The organism is Acinetobacter sp. GW821-FHT09D10 (genome assembly GCF_059416285.1).
Map to the genome: position 1 here is coordinate 913,849 of NZ_JBWKOW010000001.1, position 15,547 is coordinate 929,395.

At 36.6% G+C, this 15,547-nt stretch carries 20 protein-coding genes; 9 read left to right on the forward strand and 11 right to left on the reverse strand.

The genetic code is table 11. The features are described 5' to 3' along the window. Positions 1 to 70 precede the first annotated feature (70 nt). The 4 genes from AC07M3_RS04240 (at position 71) to AC07M3_RS04255 (ending at position 4,217) form a co-directional block, all read left to right on the forward strand. Positions 71 to 1,585, forward strand: a complete 1,515-nt coding sequence (locus AC07M3_RS04240) for an amidase (protein WP_494566625.1) — start codon at positions 71 to 73, stop codon at positions 1,583 to 1,585. Between the two features lie 84 nt (positions 1,586 to 1,669). After that, entirely contained in the window at positions 1,670 to 2,269 is a 600-nt protein-coding gene (gene nthA / locus AC07M3_RS04245; RefSeq protein WP_133746395.1) for a nitrile hydratase subunit alpha, read from the forward strand. Positions 2,270 to 2,311: 42 nt separating this feature from the next. Continuing rightward, positions 2,312 to 2,962, forward strand: coding sequence for a nitrile hydratase subunit beta (gene nthB / locus AC07M3_RS04250; RefSeq protein WP_494566626.1), 651 nt, complete (start codon positions 2,312 to 2,314; stop codon positions 2,960 to 2,962). A gap of 43 nt (positions 2,963 to 3,005) precedes the next feature. Next, a complete protein-coding gene (locus tag AC07M3_RS04255) occupies positions 3,006 to 4,217 on the forward strand; it encodes a GTP-binding protein (protein ID WP_494566627.1) in 1,212 nt (403 codons plus the stop codon). An 8-nt stretch (positions 4,218 to 4,225) separates the two neighbouring features. Here the strand turns inward: AC07M3_RS04255 and AC07M3_RS04260 are convergent, their stop codons facing one another. Both AC07M3_RS04260 and AC07M3_RS04265 read right to left on the reverse strand, forming a co-directional pair. Next, positions 4,226 to 4,675 carry a limonene-1,2-epoxide hydrolase family protein gene (locus AC07M3_RS04260; RefSeq protein ID WP_494566628.1) on the reverse strand — a complete coding sequence of 150 codons (450 nt, stop codon included), beginning with the start codon at positions 4,673 to 4,675 and terminating at the stop codon, positions 4,226 to 4,228. A gap of 21 nt (positions 4,676 to 4,696) precedes the next feature. Next, the gene (locus AC07M3_RS04265; protein WP_494566629.1) at positions 4,697 to 5,551 is read right to left on the reverse strand and encodes a metal-dependent hydrolase; all 855 of its coding nucleotides are present in this window, start codon (positions 5,549 to 5,551) and stop codon (positions 4,697 to 4,699) included. 191 nt (positions 5,552 to 5,742) lie between these two features. On the opposite strand from AC07M3_RS04265, the gene AC07M3_RS04270 reads away from it, so the two are divergent. Then, complete coding sequence (locus tag AC07M3_RS04270; protein ID WP_092705352.1) at positions 5,743 to 6,426, forward strand: TetR/AcrR family transcriptional regulator; 684 nt, start codon at positions 5,743 to 5,745, stop codon at positions 6,424 to 6,426. A gap of 70 nt (positions 6,427 to 6,496) precedes the next feature. Here AC07M3_RS04270 and AC07M3_RS04275 read toward each other — a convergent pair whose 3' ends face one another. Together AC07M3_RS04275 and AC07M3_RS04280 are read right to left on the reverse strand one after the other, a co-directional pair. Then, complete coding sequence (locus AC07M3_RS04275) at positions 6,497 to 7,057, reverse strand: TetR/AcrR family transcriptional regulator (protein ID WP_494566630.1); 561 nt, start codon at positions 7,055 to 7,057, stop codon at positions 6,497 to 6,499. Between the two features lie 678 nt (positions 7,058 to 7,735). Continuing rightward, positions 7,736 to 8,362, reverse strand: a complete 627-nt coding sequence (locus tag AC07M3_RS04280; protein WP_494566631.1) for a hypothetical protein — start codon at positions 8,360 to 8,362, stop codon at positions 7,736 to 7,738. A 71-nt stretch (positions 8,363 to 8,433) separates the two neighbouring features. On the opposite strand from AC07M3_RS04280, the gene AC07M3_RS04285 reads away from it, so the two are divergent. Beyond that, positions 8,434 to 8,703 carry a LysR substrate-binding domain-containing protein gene (locus AC07M3_RS04285; protein ID WP_494566632.1) on the forward strand — a complete coding sequence of 90 codons (270 nt, stop codon included), beginning with the start codon at positions 8,434 to 8,436 and terminating at the stop codon, positions 8,701 to 8,703. A 63-nt stretch (positions 8,704 to 8,766) separates the two neighbouring features. Here AC07M3_RS04285 and AC07M3_RS04290 read toward each other — a convergent pair whose 3' ends face one another. The 3 genes from AC07M3_RS04290 to AC07M3_RS04300 all read right to left on the reverse strand — a co-directional run bounded on the left by AC07M3_RS04290 (position 8,767) and on the right by AC07M3_RS04300 (position 9,817). After that, entirely contained in the window at positions 8,767 to 8,955 is a 189-nt protein-coding gene (locus tag AC07M3_RS04290; protein WP_133746695.1) for a hypothetical protein, read from the reverse strand. 147 nt (positions 8,956 to 9,102) lie between these two features. Continuing rightward, the gene (locus AC07M3_RS04295) at positions 9,103 to 9,573 is read right to left on the reverse strand and encodes a hypothetical protein (RefSeq protein WP_494566633.1); all 471 of its coding nucleotides are present in this window, start codon (positions 9,571 to 9,573) and stop codon (positions 9,103 to 9,105) included. A 94-nt stretch (positions 9,574 to 9,667) separates the two neighbouring features. After that, on the reverse strand, positions 9,668 to 9,817 hold the full coding sequence (locus AC07M3_RS04300; protein ID WP_133746411.1) for a hypothetical protein: 150 nt from the start codon (positions 9,815 to 9,817) through the stop codon (positions 9,668 to 9,670). A gap of 517 nt (positions 9,818 to 10,334) precedes the next feature. Between AC07M3_RS04300 and AC07M3_RS04305 the strand changes: the two genes are divergently transcribed. Continuing rightward, the gene (locus AC07M3_RS04305) at positions 10,335 to 10,496 is read left to right on the forward strand and encodes a hypothetical protein (protein ID WP_494566634.1); all 162 of its coding nucleotides are present in this window, start codon (positions 10,335 to 10,337) and stop codon (positions 10,494 to 10,496) included. 70 nt (positions 10,497 to 10,566) lie between these two features. Here the strand turns inward: AC07M3_RS04305 and AC07M3_RS04310 are convergent, their stop codons facing one another. After that, positions 10,567 to 10,791, reverse strand: a complete 225-nt coding sequence (locus AC07M3_RS04310; RefSeq protein WP_494566635.1) for a hypothetical protein — start codon at positions 10,789 to 10,791, stop codon at positions 10,567 to 10,569. Between the two features lie 281 nt (positions 10,792 to 11,072). Here AC07M3_RS04310 and AC07M3_RS04315 point away from each other — a divergent pair, with 281 nt between their 5' ends. Next, positions 11,073 to 11,306, forward strand: coding sequence for a hypothetical protein (locus tag AC07M3_RS04315; RefSeq protein ID WP_309949943.1), 234 nt, complete (start codon positions 11,073 to 11,075; stop codon positions 11,304 to 11,306). Positions 11,307 to 11,536: 230 nt separating this feature from the next. Here the strand turns inward: AC07M3_RS04315 and AC07M3_RS04320 are convergent, their stop codons facing one another. Next, positions 11,537 to 12,430: an NAD(P)/FAD-dependent oxidoreductase gene (locus AC07M3_RS04320; RefSeq protein WP_494566636.1), complete on the reverse strand. Its 894-nt coding sequence runs from the start codon at positions 12,428 to 12,430 to the stop codon at positions 11,537 to 11,539. Positions 12,431 to 12,708: 278 nt separating this feature from the next. Between AC07M3_RS04320 and AC07M3_RS04325 the strand changes: the two genes are divergently transcribed. Next, positions 12,709 to 13,353 carry a TetR/AcrR family transcriptional regulator gene (locus tag AC07M3_RS04325; protein ID WP_494566637.1) on the forward strand — a complete coding sequence of 215 codons (645 nt, stop codon included), beginning with the start codon at positions 12,709 to 12,711 and terminating at the stop codon, positions 13,351 to 13,353. Positions 13,354 to 13,441: 88 nt separating this feature from the next. On the opposite strand, the gene AC07M3_RS04330 is transcribed toward AC07M3_RS04325, so the two are convergent. Both AC07M3_RS04330 and AC07M3_RS04335 read right to left on the reverse strand, forming a co-directional pair. Continuing rightward, complete coding sequence (locus tag AC07M3_RS04330) at positions 13,442 to 13,996, reverse strand: TetR/AcrR family transcriptional regulator (RefSeq protein WP_494566638.1); 555 nt, start codon at positions 13,994 to 13,996, stop codon at positions 13,442 to 13,444. Positions 13,997 to 14,649: 653 nt separating this feature from the next. After that, positions 14,650 to 15,414, reverse strand: coding sequence for a hypothetical protein (locus AC07M3_RS04335; protein ID WP_494566639.1), 765 nt, complete (start codon positions 15,412 to 15,414; stop codon positions 14,650 to 14,652). Positions 15,415 to 15,547: the final 133 nt, after the last annotated feature.

Consider the following 15,547-nt stretch of genomic DNA (forward strand, 5'->3'; position numbering starts at 1 on the left):
TTTTCAAGAAAAGAACAGACTAATTTAAAACATATCTTCAGTCAGAATAATAAGTGACGGGTAAAAAATTATGGCAATTCAAAGACCAACTATCGACGATTTAAAACAGATTGCAAACAACCTGCACATGCAGTTGACTGACGCAGAAGCCGAGGAATATCTAAGTGTTATGCAGGCTAATTTTGATGCATACGATTTGATTGATGAACTGGCTGATGAAATTCCAGAAGTTCATTACCCACGTACTGAACCTTATCGTCCTGACGTAACCGAAAATCATCTCAATGCATGGTATTACAAAACTGAAGTTAAAGGTGCACCCACTGGAAAACTCTCAGGAAAAACCGTTGCTCTGAAAGATAATGTCTCACTTGCTCACGTTCCAATGATGAATGGTTCATCCACATTGGAAGGTTTCATACCCGATTATGATGCCACTGTCGTGACTCGTATGCTTGATGAGGGTGCTACGATTTTAGGTAAAGCGACTTGTGAACATTTCTGTTTATCAGGTGGCAGCCATACCTCAGACCCTGCCCCAGTACACAACCCATATCGTCACGGCTATTGTGCAGGTGGTTCATCATCTGGGAGTGCTGCACTTGTTTCAAACGGCGATGTTGATTTAGCAATTGCCTGTGATCAAGGCGGTTCAATCCGTATTCCGGCTGCTTTTTGTGGTGTTTATGGGATGAAACCCACCCATGGACTGGTTCCATATAGCGGGATTATGCCTATTGAAAATACCATTGATCATGCAGGACCAATAAGCCGCTCGGTTCAAGATAATGCGCTACTGCTTGAAGTCATCGCAGGCATCGATGGGCTGGATCCACGTCAATATGCTGTTCATGTTGAAAACTACACAAGTTATTTAGATCGTGGTGTGAAGGGTTTAAAAATCGGTGTTGTTAAGGAAGGCTTTGCTCTACCCAATATGGACAAAAGAGTGGCAGAAAAAGTTCGCCAAGCCGCAGCGGAGTTTGAAAAACTCGGTGCAATTGTTGAAGAAATCTCTTTGCCTGAACATCAACTGGCAGGTGCATTATGGACACCGATCGGCTGTGAAGGCCTGACTGCACAAATGATGCATGGGAATGGCATGGGCTTCAATTGGGAAGGCTTATACGATGTCAAACTACTCGATAAACATAAAGACTGGAGTCAAAAAGCCGATCAACTTTCTCCCACATTAAAGGTCTGTATGTTTGTGGGCGAATACGGTATTCGGAACTATTCCGGTCGTTACTATGCTAAAGCACAAAATATTGTACGACGTGCCCGTGCAGGTTATGACCGGAAATTGGCTGAATACGATCTGTTATTAATGCCAACTCTACCTATTGTTGCCCAACCTCTGCCCGACTCAGATTGCTCATTAACTGAATATATTACCCGTGCATTTGAAATGATTGGAAATACAGCACCACAAGATATTACAGGCCATCCAGCGATGAGTGTGCCATGCGGTCTCGTAGATGATCTACCTGTTGGCATGATGCTCATCGGACGTCACTTTAACGAAGGCACGATTTATCAAGCAGCAGCAGCTTTTGAAGCAGCCGTTGACTGGAAAACTTTTTAAGCAAAATCAAAACGTTCATTCAATCAAACCATTTCTTCATGAATATGGTTCGTTGACACTCATCTCTACCAAGGAGTATTACACGTGAGTACATCTGTTTCTAAAACATCAAACTCCACCCCAGGCGAGAGAGCATGGGCATTACACAAAGTGCTGAGTAATAAAGGATTAATACCAGAAGGATTTATCGAAGGTTTAACTGATCTGCTTGCCAATAAATTTGATCCGGCTAACGGCGCTCATGTAGTGGCTAAAGCGTGGACTGACCCAGCCTATCGCGAGCTGTTATTAAGTAATGGTACGGCAGCCTGTGAAATGTTTGGTTATACCGGCCCACAGGGAGAATATATTGTTGCCCTTGAAGATACACCAACAATCAAAAATGTGATTGTTTGCAGCCTTTGTTCTTGCACTAACTGGCCAGTGTTGGGCTTACCACCGGAATGGTACAAAAGCTTTGAATTTCGGGCACGATTAGTGCGTGAAGGTCGCACGGTACTAAAAGAACTGGGCACCGAATTACCCGAAGATATCAAAATTAAAGTATGGGATACCTCTGCCGAAACACGTTATCTGGTATTACCAATGCGTCCTGAAGGAACTGAGCATATGACTGAAGAAGAACTTCAAAAGCTCATCACCAAGGACGTACTTATTGGTGTTGCCTTACCAAAATTGCCTTAGTTTTTAGTAACGCTTTATCAACTATATAGTGGAGTAATGATAATGGATGGTTTTCATGATTTAGGTGGTATGCAAGGTTTTGGCCCAATTGATCACCAAATTAATAGCAAGAGTTACAAACCTGTATTTAAAAAAGACTGGGAACACCTCGCCTACACATTAATGTTTTTAGGTGCAGGACATCTCAATAAATTTAATATTGATCAGATTCGTCATGCTGTTGAGCGTATTGGTTTACGGCAACATGTTGGGACTGAATACTACGAGCGTTATGTGATTGCAACAGCCACTTTGCTTACAGAGACTGGTGTGATTACGCAAGAAGAACTAGATGAAGCTTTAGGTTCTCATTTTCAACTCGCTACCCCAAATCATTCAAATGGCCGCGCAGCAATTTCAGGACGTCCACCATTTGAAGTTGGAGACCGAGTTACTGTCCGCGATGAATCTATTTCCGGTCATATTCGTGTACCTGCTTATGTAAGAGGAAAAACAGGTGTTGTCCTTCACCGCACCACAGAAAAATGGCCATTTCCAGATGCTGCGGGTCATGGTCATGCAGATGCATTACCGCAACCCACTTATCATGTGGAATTTACAACACAGGAATTATGGGGAGATGCAACTCTTGAAGGTTCTGTAGTCGTTGATTTATTTGAAAGCTATTTGGACAAAGCTCAGGCCTCTTCTTAACCTGATTTTCTATATTCATTATCACGAACTGATGAGATCCTACATGACAGCAATATCATTAAAATCAGAATTTGAACTTAATTCCTCTCGTATTCCTGTGACTGTTTTATCTGGCTTTTTAGGTTCAGGCAAAACCACCCTACTCAACTATATTCTGAATCATCAGCAGAATATGAAAGTAGCAGTAATCGTCAATGATATGAGTGAAATTAATATTGATGTTGAAGATGTGCGTCGTCATGTAGATCTCAGTCGTGGTACTGATCAATTGATTGAAATGAGCAACGGATGTATCTGTTGCACCTTAAGGGCCGATTTACTCGAACAAATTAGTACAATCGCACGCAAAGCAGAGTTTGACTATATTTTAATTGAATCAACAGGTATTTCAGAGCCCATGCCTGTTGCCGAAACTTTTGCTTTTCTTGATCAAAATGGTTTTAGCTTAAGTGAGCTGGCCCGTTTAGATACTTTGGTCACTGTAGTAAATGGCGAAAACTTTGCTCAAATGATTCAATCAAATGACAAAGTAGAGACAGCTCATCAAGATGAACAGTTACCGACAACACGCCCTCTATCGGATCTTTTGATCGAACAAGTTGAATACGCAAATGTTATTCTAGTCAGTCGTGTTGATGTGATTGGACAAGAACAATACGATCAATTGCAATCACTACTCACTGAACTGAACCCAGCAGCAGAAATTTTTCCCATGTCCTTTGGTGAAATTGATCTCGAAAAAATTCTAAATACTCATAAATTCAATTTGCCTGATTTGGTGAAGTCCCCAGGATGGATGAAACATATGGATCCGAATGAGAATATTCATTCTGAATCTGAAAATTATGGTATTTCTTCATGGGTATATAGTGAGCGCCTTCCCTTTCATCCTCAACGTTTTCAAAAGTTTTTACAGCAAGCGTGGAGTAATGGTGCTTTATTACGGTGTAAAGGCTACATCTGGTTTGCCAACAGTTATCAAGATATTGCCATGCTGGTGCAAACAGGCAATCAATTTGCATGGGAATATGTAGGCAAATGGTGGAATTTTATTGATCAGGCTGACTGGCCTCAGGATGCCTATCGTCGTAATAGTATTTTTGAAAAATGGGACCAACGTACAGGCGACTGTCGACAGGAAATTGTTTTTATCGGTCAAAATATTGATTGGGAACAACTTCAGCAGCAACTTGATCAATGTTTATTAACATTAGATGAAATCGAAGACGGACCTGACGTTTGGACAAATTATTGATGTTTAATCTAAATTGTTGGACGTAAACTGGTTATTCCTATCCCGAGAAATCCTCTGATGAGTCCCTTGCTCACATTTAACCAATCACAGTAATCACGCCACAAAATTATTTTTCCATTTTCAACTTTAAATGTACCGCATACCCAAAATCCAGCATGGAATGGTCCAATATTCACAATATCGGTACGCTCAGTGAGGACCACGTTCCCTTTAGCAACAATTTGATGATTTTTAACTTGTAATTTTCTTGTGCGGCTAAGCGCAAGCTTTATTAGACCAGCGACCCTTTTTCCACCTTTAAATGTCGGTAAAGAAACATTGGTATAAAGGATGTCGGGATGGAGCAATTCACTGATCGTGACATGATCTTGTTCCACTAGTGCGTTTAGAAATCGTTCAACGATTTCTTCAGATTGCGCTTGAATATTATTTACATCAGCACTTAAGGTTGGTTTCATTTCAGGTCCTGTTCTAAAAATTTAAATTTTGAGGTCTAAACGCTTTTGCCAAAGGTTTTCTAACGTTTTGGTATCGTGGTCAAAAGGATGAAAATCTGGTCGGTAATAATCTAAAAAATCTTTAACGGTTTGTAGTGTCAGTAATCCTTGACTACCGACTGCTTTTTTAAAAAATTTAGCGATGCCATTTAAAGAAAGTACTTGATCTGCTTTGAGTAATCTTCGTGTGTTATTTGCAATTAAGAACAGTAAAATGCTTCCTGCAAATGTCATATAAAAAATACGTGATAAATATCCCCCGCCTGATGCGACATAAGCATCAAAAAATACTGCTTTATGTTCGTTTTCTTCAACTGCATGCCATAGCCATAACTCAGCAACTGGACCTACTAAACGATTATTCCAGTTATCATTACGCAAGAGTTCGGCACCTAAGGTTGCCGTGATATGTTCAATCGCGCAACCAACCGACATGATATGCATAGTTGGTAATATTTTTTGCATTAGGGCATACAAGGCTTTAACTTCATTCTGTAGCTCATTGATATTGATTTGCTGTTCATCTGCATAACGGTTAAATGCCAAATGCTCTTTAGCATGCATCGCTTCTTGTCCAATAAAAGCACTTATTTCCGCTTGAAGCGCAGGATCATCAATTTTGTCCCGAATATTTCTCAAAGCCTCAATCAGCATCAATTCTCCTTGGGGAAAAATAGCTGACATTGCATTCATCAAATGTGTGAAATAAGCGTCATTATCAAACCAATAGCGCGTTGAGCTGGTGAAATCAAAACTTAATCGTCTGACTGGAAAAGAAGCTTTCAAACGATGTGCTATGGAAGATGGTTTAGGTTTAATGGCTTCAAGCGTAGACATAATTATTCCAATTACAAAAGTACCAATTAGTTCTTTTGTAGATTGCTTTATATTTCTAGTCAATAGTTATTTTTCATCCAATTGAAATTCATATATTTATTTCAAGGGCTCAATGTTTTAAAAAAACAATCTTGAGCCAAAAAGCGGTTAGTGATAGTTTTAGCAAGATTTCAAATTTTAGAAGAATTAGTGTGGAAAAACTCTCTGGCGCTTACGATACTCAAGCAGCGGGCTTACCCAGAGGTCGTACTAGCCTGTTAACCGAAGAAACACGTGAAAAGCAGCGCCGACGTTTGGTTAAAGCAGCCATCAGTGCATTTGCAGAAAAAGGGTTTGCTGCCACAACCATTACAGACATCGTAAAAAGAGCACGAGTATCGAAGCAGGCCTTTTATGAAATATTTGAAAATAAAGAAGATTGTTTTCTAGCAGCGGATGATTTAGGTAGAAAAGCTTTATTTGAGCAAGTTCTCTCTGATATTAAACTTGAAGGTATTCATGCGGATCAATGGATTAGATCCTCTGTCCGCGCCTATTTACAACTATGTAATAGTGAACAAGACTTCACCAAGGCTTGGGCAATCGAGTTCCCAAATGCAGGAAGTCGCTGTCTGGAACAACGTAATTTGTTTTTCGCAGAGTTAGGGAAAAGACTGAAATCTATACATAACGTCATTAAAATGAATCACCCCGAACAATGGGTAAGTGTCCCTGATTTATTTTATGATGCAGCTATTGGCGGCGCTTATGAAATTATTTTTCGCTATATTTGTCAAAACAAGTTTACTGAATTATTAGATCTCGAAGATGATCTCGTTAAATTCATTCAGTTTTCTATTGGATATAAACAAGTCGAAACCGATATTAGCAAATGACTGACATGACAGTTATTTAATTTCTACTATAACTACTCTTAAAGGTCACAGAAGATTACTTCGATATTCCCTACACCTTATTCAATCCCGCCAAAAAACAATCCAGCACCTTTTCCCGATCAATTGCCCCATCTGAGCTTAAAAGCTGAATAATGCCCCCTTCAATCATATATAAAAATAGCTTAGCGTCTTGAAAGGTAACATCGGTTTTTAGTTTTATAAGCTGGCTATAAATTTCATTGATGAGCCACGTTCTATATTTAATGGCAACTTGATAGGCGTTTGGATAGGTCAGTTTCGTTTCAAAAATTGCTTTAAATAATAGATAGTACAGCCCCTCCAAATCAGTATGTAAAAAATACAGTTTCTTGAGTTTATCCATCGCACCCGCATCAAGACCGTACTCAGCAATTGAAACTACTTTTTCTTTTAAACGTTCTTTTTGTACGATCAAACAGATTTCAACAAACCGTTCCTTAGAGTGAAAGTAGTTATAAAAAGTCGCTTTGGGAATTTCAGACTCTTGCACGATTCTATCGACCCCAACAGTGTGAAATCCACGGTCGTGAAATAAATGAATCGACTTATTTATGACTTGTAAGGCACGTGTAGAAAGTACTAAATTTGGCATAGTTTTACCGTTATAAATTCTTGTTGTTTCTAAATGAGATACTTTTTTGGGAGAAAAAAAGGCATAGCAAAGCCGTAAAGACTGTGCGTGGCACATCTCAAGTTTTGTTGTTCAAATAAGTTTTTTGAGCCGTAATGACTCAAAGCCTGAAAACCTTAGGGCGATCAAGCTGCTTTAAATTTTTAAGTTGTGTCGTTATAGCTTTTGGCATTGAGAGCCAAGAAATAATGGATGTGCAAAGCCAACTCCTTTTTATTGGGAGTTCTGCCGACATTAAAATTATGGTGGCAGAACGAAAGGGGGTTAGCAGACTGGCCGAAAAAACCCAGCACACCCGAAGGTGTCCCCCTCCCGTTCCGCCGCAGAGGGGGCACGAGGGTTCGTCACTAAAAGATTGCTCTTTTAATGCTTTTCGGAACGGTCTGCTAAAACCGACTGGCAATGTGGCCAGCAGGCAAAGGATAGTGTCCAACCCTTTTGCAGTCAAGCACACAAAATGACATTTGATTTAAATTAGATCATTAAAAAGTAAGAATAAATAATGAGTGAGTTATTGTTAAATTGGGGTTTATAAAGGGATAAATAAAACAGCCTAGTGAGAATATTTTTTTAAGCGGAATATACACAGGTGCTGTGTATATTGCCGATTTGAACCAAGAAAATAATTTACAGTTAAATTTATTTTTTCATAGGGAGTAGTAAAACAGGGTCTTCAATATCGTAACCAGTTTCTTCTGGAACCCCCAGATATTTAACGACAACTAACCTCTTATTTTGTTTAGGTACGCTATAATTTTGGGAAATTTTTATTGCTTTGGTGTAATGAACAGCAACATGGGTCTTACTTTTTAAAGACGGCGATTTTACAACATATTCTGTTTTATATTGGGTGATCTTTCCTGAAGGATCGAACCAAGCCGATACTTGATTCTGATGAGTTTTTAATATTTGAATTTTTACAGTCTTACTCTTACTTACTAGCAAAGGGGTTAAATTCTTTTTAATTTTATTTAGAGCCTTATTAAACGCTGTACTATCTTGATCATAATCAATTTTATGAGTTTTTGGATTGATATAAAGAGATTTAACTTCAATAAGTTTATCAGGCGATTTACTATTTAATAGATAATAATATAATTGTGGTAGACGTCCTCGACCATCTTCATAATGTCTTAATACATAAAGTTTTTTCTCTTTTTCCAGATAACCCAATACTTCAATCTTTTGTCCCCCACTGACAGTTGCATAACTATGTGCGGATAACGTAAAAACAGCACTAAAACTTAGAATTTTTAGAAACTTCATTAACTGATATCCTTGTGATTTTTTAGCTATCTTATATACATATTAACCAGATTAAAATTACACTTCAGTAAGTGATACTTGCTGTTTTTTCTATTCTTTTGTACAGAAGCACTCTCACTAATGACTACTTATTGATCTTATATTCCGATGCTGTACTCGATAGTTGTGCAATAGCCTATTTACCACACTCTTTGGTGAAACCTACTTTAGAAGAGAAAAAATTAGTAAGTTTATTGGAACAACACGCGGTTACCTTGCCTCCTTTTTATTTGTTTTATACCAGCCATAGATTGATGTCACCTGCTTTTAGAATTGTTAAAGATACCTTGAGTGAAATATAAAAAAAGTCCTCATTAGAGGACTTTTTATTTATAAATTATCGTTTTTTTAGAGGGTAAAATTAGTTAACGAGTATAGAGTGGATCTTCCTCAACAAAAAACACTTCACCTGATGAAGGTAGAATCCATTGATAGGTTCCTTCTATTTTTTGCATTTTTTCTTTTAAAATATTATATATGGCTACAAGATCATGTTTTTCATCATATTCTCCTATATAGCCAAGCGCCTTTTCCTCATGAAAATCTCTAAACATTTTATGCATTTTTACTGCTCTCAGTTCCATATCTTTTCTCCTTTTTATTATCACTACAATTAATTATGATCTTTTTTTATTTCCAATACTAAAAAATATGTACCAAAATATATCTTATGAAACTATCAACCTAATATTTATTGCAGTTTAATATTTATCAAACCTAAACTTTTCCATATCGTATGGTATGTCTAGCTTTACGCTCCATTGAGTTGATTCTTCACTCATTATAACTGCATCAACTTCAAAAGCATCTCTCTCACTAAAACCTTTTATTTTTAAAAAATTAACAAAACTAGAAGAGTTTATTTTATTAAGATACCCTACTCTTAAAGTATCTATATACACTGCGATTTTATTTGTTTCTTTTTCGAGGCATATTACAGCATTTTTAAAGACCTTAAATCTACCACCATTTTGGTTGCCGACTAAAGTTATCAATTCTTCTTGATATAAAATTACAATTATTTCATGTTCAAAAAAGTTTTTATTCTCTGTAAATATTTTACCAGCTATTTTTAGGGTGCTTTCGGGAAGCTCAAGATTAACTTTAGAAAAAACTTTAAATAAAATATAAGAAAAAACAAATAAAATAAAAACTATCAGAATAAAATACATATTAAAAATATTCCTCTTAATTTTATAAATTGGCAAAAAGAATGGTTATTCTTTCTACCAACCAATTTTTTAAGAAAAAATATAATTATCTATATTATGATTTTTTCTCATTTTTATCATTTTCATTCAATTTTTCTACATCATTTTGATCAGGAGTTTTAGGCTCAAACTCTTTACCATCTTGTTGTTGCTGTTGTTGCTCTTTTGATTTGTCTTGATCGCTTTTAACTTGGTCCTGAGACATTAGAGTCTCTCCTATTTAATGTTGTGCAGATGATTATCTAACACTTAGTTAACATAGGCCCTTTATCTTTATATAGATACAACGCAAGTGTATCTGAATGTAATACCGTTGTTTATTATCAAAATAATATAGATATTTTAACTCTCCCTACCAAATAAATATTTTAAATCTCTATATTTTCTATTATTTTAAATTTTATTAAATTTACTTTCACTTCTCAAATACAAATTTAACCCACAAAAACAACACCCTAAAACTCCCACACTCTTTAATGTAGACATGAATATTAAAGTTTTACTACCCTCTATAAATAACATAAATTTAAAATATTAATTGATTCCCACCATTAATTTAAATTTCACCATTTAAATCAACACATAAGATATCTTTTAAAAATTATTTCGATATTAAAATATATAAAGGAACATATCTCTACATACCACCCCTATAAATACCGCAATGTAACTCAGTTAAAGGTATACGATTAAGCTTCACTACTCTTATTAAGAAGTTTAAAATGTCTGACTTCAAAGACTTTTCAAAAAAAGCAACTCAAAACCAGAATGACTCCGACCCAAAACCAAATGAGGATAAAGTTGAAAAACCAGCGCAGCCATCTGAATCAGAAGATTCTTCACCAATTAAAAATAATGAAGAAAAAATAAATAAAAAGATTTAATTAATATGAAAGAAGTCCAATATTTTTGGACTTCTTTCATATTAATTTTATATAAATAAATTATTTTAATTTAGGTAACTAAAAATCTCGTATTTAGTATTAATTCAACTCTTTTTTGTGCCTCATACAAGCCAAGCTCTTCACTTATCCAAAACGAATGAAGCTGCCCATCTAAATGAAAATACTCTTTATTATATTGAGAACCATGATCAGAATAATGGTTGTCTACTTTGAAATAAGTTTGATCATCCTTTCTTTTTTGACCATCAAGTATGCCGCCAATACAAATATCCATTTTAATACCAATTATTAATCGAATTTGACTATAACACACATAGACCAGTTGCTCGAAAAAGAGTTGTTACCAGTAATTTTTCCATTATTTATCAGGACATTATGATTTTAGCGTATCTGCTTAAATTTACAGGTAATAAAAAATAAATTGTATGCCTAGAATATTTTAATAAGCAATATCAGTGTTTAATTTTCTAAATTTCATATCATTCCTAAATAACCCTTCTTTGATTAGCTAAATCTCTATATGCTGCAATGCACCACTTACAGAAAATTATTCGAATGGCCGAACAGACCCTACTACAAGAGCTTAACTCGCGTATCGAATATTACTCTACAAGAACTGACTATCCGCTACGCAGAATTTTGATAGGTTACCGAGCATACGCAAAATTAATGTTATGCGCCTCTTTCTCAGATGAGGTCATAAATTCTGCAATTGATCCCAATAAACGTAAATATAAAAAGTTAAAAATTAAAATAACTAAAGATGATAATCAGCTTGATCTTGAATGAATCAATCAAAGCGGTTCATCCATTCCTGCTTTTAGACAATTGATGTCATGGGGTTAAAAAGCACAATTCTAAAATATAAACTTTTCAACTTTCGAAATGCTTAGAAAAAAAAGAGGCCGAAACCTCCTTATTCTTATTACAATAAAAATCAGTCATCAATTGGCGAACGCTTGCTTAGGAATGTCTTTCACCAAATGGTGACGCTTACGTAACCCCGAAAAAATATGCTCTCAGACCAACATCGACTGCTGAGCAGAGATACCCGCGATTGCGCCCTGCGATGATGCTGCGGTAACTGAGGCCATGAGCGGATTAGCGAGATCACCAGCGGCATAGATACCAGGCATACTGGTTTCACGACGTTCATCAACCTTAATAGCTATACCGAAAGGTGTATCGACCGTGGCAAGACCCAATGTTTCGTGTAAACCTGCGGAAGGCTTAGTGTCTGGATGTGCAAATAGAATATCAACCATGACATTTTGATGCTTATCAAGGCATACCGTTGCCCTGCGCCCTTCGTTATGGACAATTTCGGTAATCTGACCTTCTACCACATTTACATTACGGCGTTCGAGATCTGCCAGAACATCAGCAGAAATCTCATGACCATTGGTGAAGACTGTTAATGTACTCGTCCAATCATGATATAGACGTACATAATTGTGAGACTTTGGACCAGACCAGACGAGTCCCCAATGTTGTTCAGCAACTTCAAAGCCATCGCAATAAGGGCAAGGCACGATGGATGCGCCCCAATTTTCAGCAAAACCAGAAATATTAGGCATCTGGTCGACAACACCATAGCTTAAGATAAGACGGCGTGCGCCCATAGTTTTGCCATCGCTAGTAAGAACAGAAAAGTTATCGATAGAACCAGAGATGCTTTCGGCCCGAGCATTGACTAACTGAATCGTTGGGTAGCGTTCTAGCTGCCGACGTGCTTCAGCTAAGATTTCTAGCGGCGGTTTATGGTCATGTCCAAGCAGCCCATGAGAATGACCAGCAAAGCGATTGCGTGGCAGCCCCGTGTCAAGAACAGTGACCTTACGACGGGCACGGCCGAGTTGCAATGCAGCGGCAAGACCAGCAAAGCTGCCTCCTATAATAATGACGTCATCCATAGTGATAGGCTCCTAATTTAAATCAAGAAGTTAGCTGATGCCTGAAGTTCAATACCCTGCTCAGCTATTTACTTGTAACAGGCAATTAATACACTTCGATATTGCAGAGAAAGTCACCCATCACTGTACTGACCAACCGAATAACATTGCGTTAGATATGCAGGAGGAAATCTAGGTCTAAAGGACATCGCTGAGATCTAATCACTGACTTGCACATTTTGGATACTTCATGGTATCGTAATTCAGAAATTAAGATACTGTCAAGGACTATAATTATTGTGAGCGAGAAAAAAAGAAGTCAGCGCGGTCGACCAGTCAATCAAGCATTAGCTCAAACGATAGTGGATGCTGCGTATGAACTTTTTGTCGAATTGGGTTTTCAAGCAGCAACATTGGACAAAGTTGCCCAGAAAGCAAAGATATCGAAGCTTAGTATCTATCGACATTTCGAAAATAAAGAAGCCCTTTTCAGCGCAGCAATATTGGATCGGTGCCAACAGTTTGCACCACAAACTCTTTTTGAAGGACTCCAAGGTTCGGCCGAAGAACAGCTCATGGCGGTGGGATCATCTCTACTGCGTACTTTATTAAGCCCAGACGTTCGTAGTGTCGAGGCTATGATCGTAGCCGATAAGACAAACCAAAAGACATTAAGCAAGCTCCATTATGAAGCTGGCCCTACCCATGTCATCACCCAACTTGAGGCCATGCTATGTCAGTTGCATACCAAAGCGCTTCTGAACGTGCCTAATCCTCGTCAATCTGCTCGAATGTTTGCCGCGCTTTTCAAAGGATGTGATCTGTTAATGATTGCGCGTTTTGATGAAGCAAGAGCAACGGACGACCATGAAATCGAATCCTATTGTCGATCGGCTGTCAAAATGTTCATCACGGCTCATGGTGGCAACGACAAGACGGGTTAATACGCCTTGCCGTTGCAAATAACACCTTATCTTTAGCACCATTCATATAGCGAACATCAGCCTATAGGCCCTTATTTAGGTATATGTCTTAAACGAACCCTATAAAAAAACAATCCAACACCTTTTCTCTCTCATCCATTTGATTTGAGTCTAAAAGCTGAATAATTGTGCCCTCAATCATATATAAAAACAGTTTGGCGTCTTGAAAAGTCGCATCGGTTTTTAGTTTTATAAGTTGGCTATAGATTTCATTAATCAGCCATGTTCTATATTTAATCGCAACTTGATAGGTGTTTGGATAGATCAGTTTCGTTTCAAAAATGGCTTTAAATAATAAAAAGTACAGTCCCTCTACATCGGTATGTAAAAAATAAAGCTTTTTGAGTTTATTGGTCGCGTTTGTGTCTTGGTCGTACTCAGCAATTGAAACCACTTTTTCTTTTAAACGCTCTTTTTGTACGATCAAACAGATTTCAATAAACCGCTCCTTTGAGTGAAAGTAGTTATAAAAAGTCCCTTTTGGAATATTTGACTCTTTCACAATTCTGTCGATTCCAACCGTATGAAAGCCGTGATGGTGAAATAAATCAATCGACTTATTGATAACTTGTATGGCACGGGAAGAAAGCACTAAATTTGGCATCGTTTTACCGTTATAAATTCTTGTTGTTTCTAAATGAGATGCTTTTTTGGGAGAAAAAAAGCATAGCAAAGCCCGTTAAGACTGTGCTTGGCACATCTCAAGTTTGTTATTGCTAAGTTTTAAATAAAAAAGACTTTAAGCCTGAAAACCTTAGGGCATTCAAGCTGCTTTAATTTTTAAGCTGTGTCGTTATAGCTTTTGGCATTGAGAGCCAAGAAATAATGGATGTGCAAAGCCAACTCCTTTTTATTGGGAGTTCTGCCGACATTAAAATTATGGTGGCAGAACGAAGGGGGTTCGCGGACTGGCCTTAAGACTCCAGCACACCCAAGGGTGTCCCCCTCCGTTCCACCATAGAGGGGGCACGAGGGTGTACACACTAAAAGTATAAAACCTTTAATGCTCCTAAGGGACGGTCCGCGACGACCGACTGGCAATGTAGGCCAGCAGGCAAAGGATAAGCTTCACATTTATTGCAGTCAAGCACACAAAATGCCATTTGTTTTAAATTAAATCATTAGAAAAGTAAGGCTAAATAATGAGGGAGTTATTGTTAAGTGGGGGTTATAGAGGGAGATAAAAAAACAGCCTTGGGAGGCTGTTTAGAAATAGTATGAATTTTTAAAATTATAAAATAACTATAAAATGATTACTTATTTAACAACCTCTATTTCTTTCATTTCCACAGTTCTAGTTCTATAACTTTTTTTCCCATCTTGATCCTCATGGGTAATTAATAATGAATCTGTACTATTGGCTTCTAATAAATACCATTTTCTTTTTTCTTCTTTTAAAATTACTTCTGGAAGTATTTTAGCCATTTGCGATTTAACTTGATTTGCAGCATCATATCCCAAAACTATTGGTGTAATTGCTATTCCTGTAACACAAATTAATGGGGCTAAAAATTTTACTCCTTGAGCTACTACTTTTTTAAACCAAAGAAAATAATTATTTTTTATACTATATTGATTCCCCCCCCATAATACTATTTTTTTATGAAAAAAATAAATACTAGAAAATCCAACATTTAAACCAATATAAGTTATATAATTTTTATATTTTAGAGGAATACTATCCGAATAAACTCCAAAAATACTCACCACCTGCATAATAATATATATTATAAATGCATAAAAAAATAAATAAACTAGATCTTTTATCTCAGAAATTAAATTAATTTTAAAAACTTTATCAAAGAAAAAACTCAAAATTATACTCATTGAGCTTACAGCCAATAATGTCAATGAAGATAATATAATTTGTTGTGGTGATAAAATAGCCATATACCACTCTACATTAAGAACATTATAAAAAGTTAACTTAAAAAAAATCACATATATAAAAGCCACAATTAGCCCTAGACTAAGTAGACTATTAAAATCCAACCCATATTTATCATTTAATTTTTTTAACATTTTAAAGACCAAAAAAAAATATTGAAAAATTATAATTCTCCAATCTCCAAATATGAAGTTTTATTTTTTTAATTTAATAAGATCAGTGTTCTAAAATCATAGGAACTACCTACTAATAGATATATTTACCCTA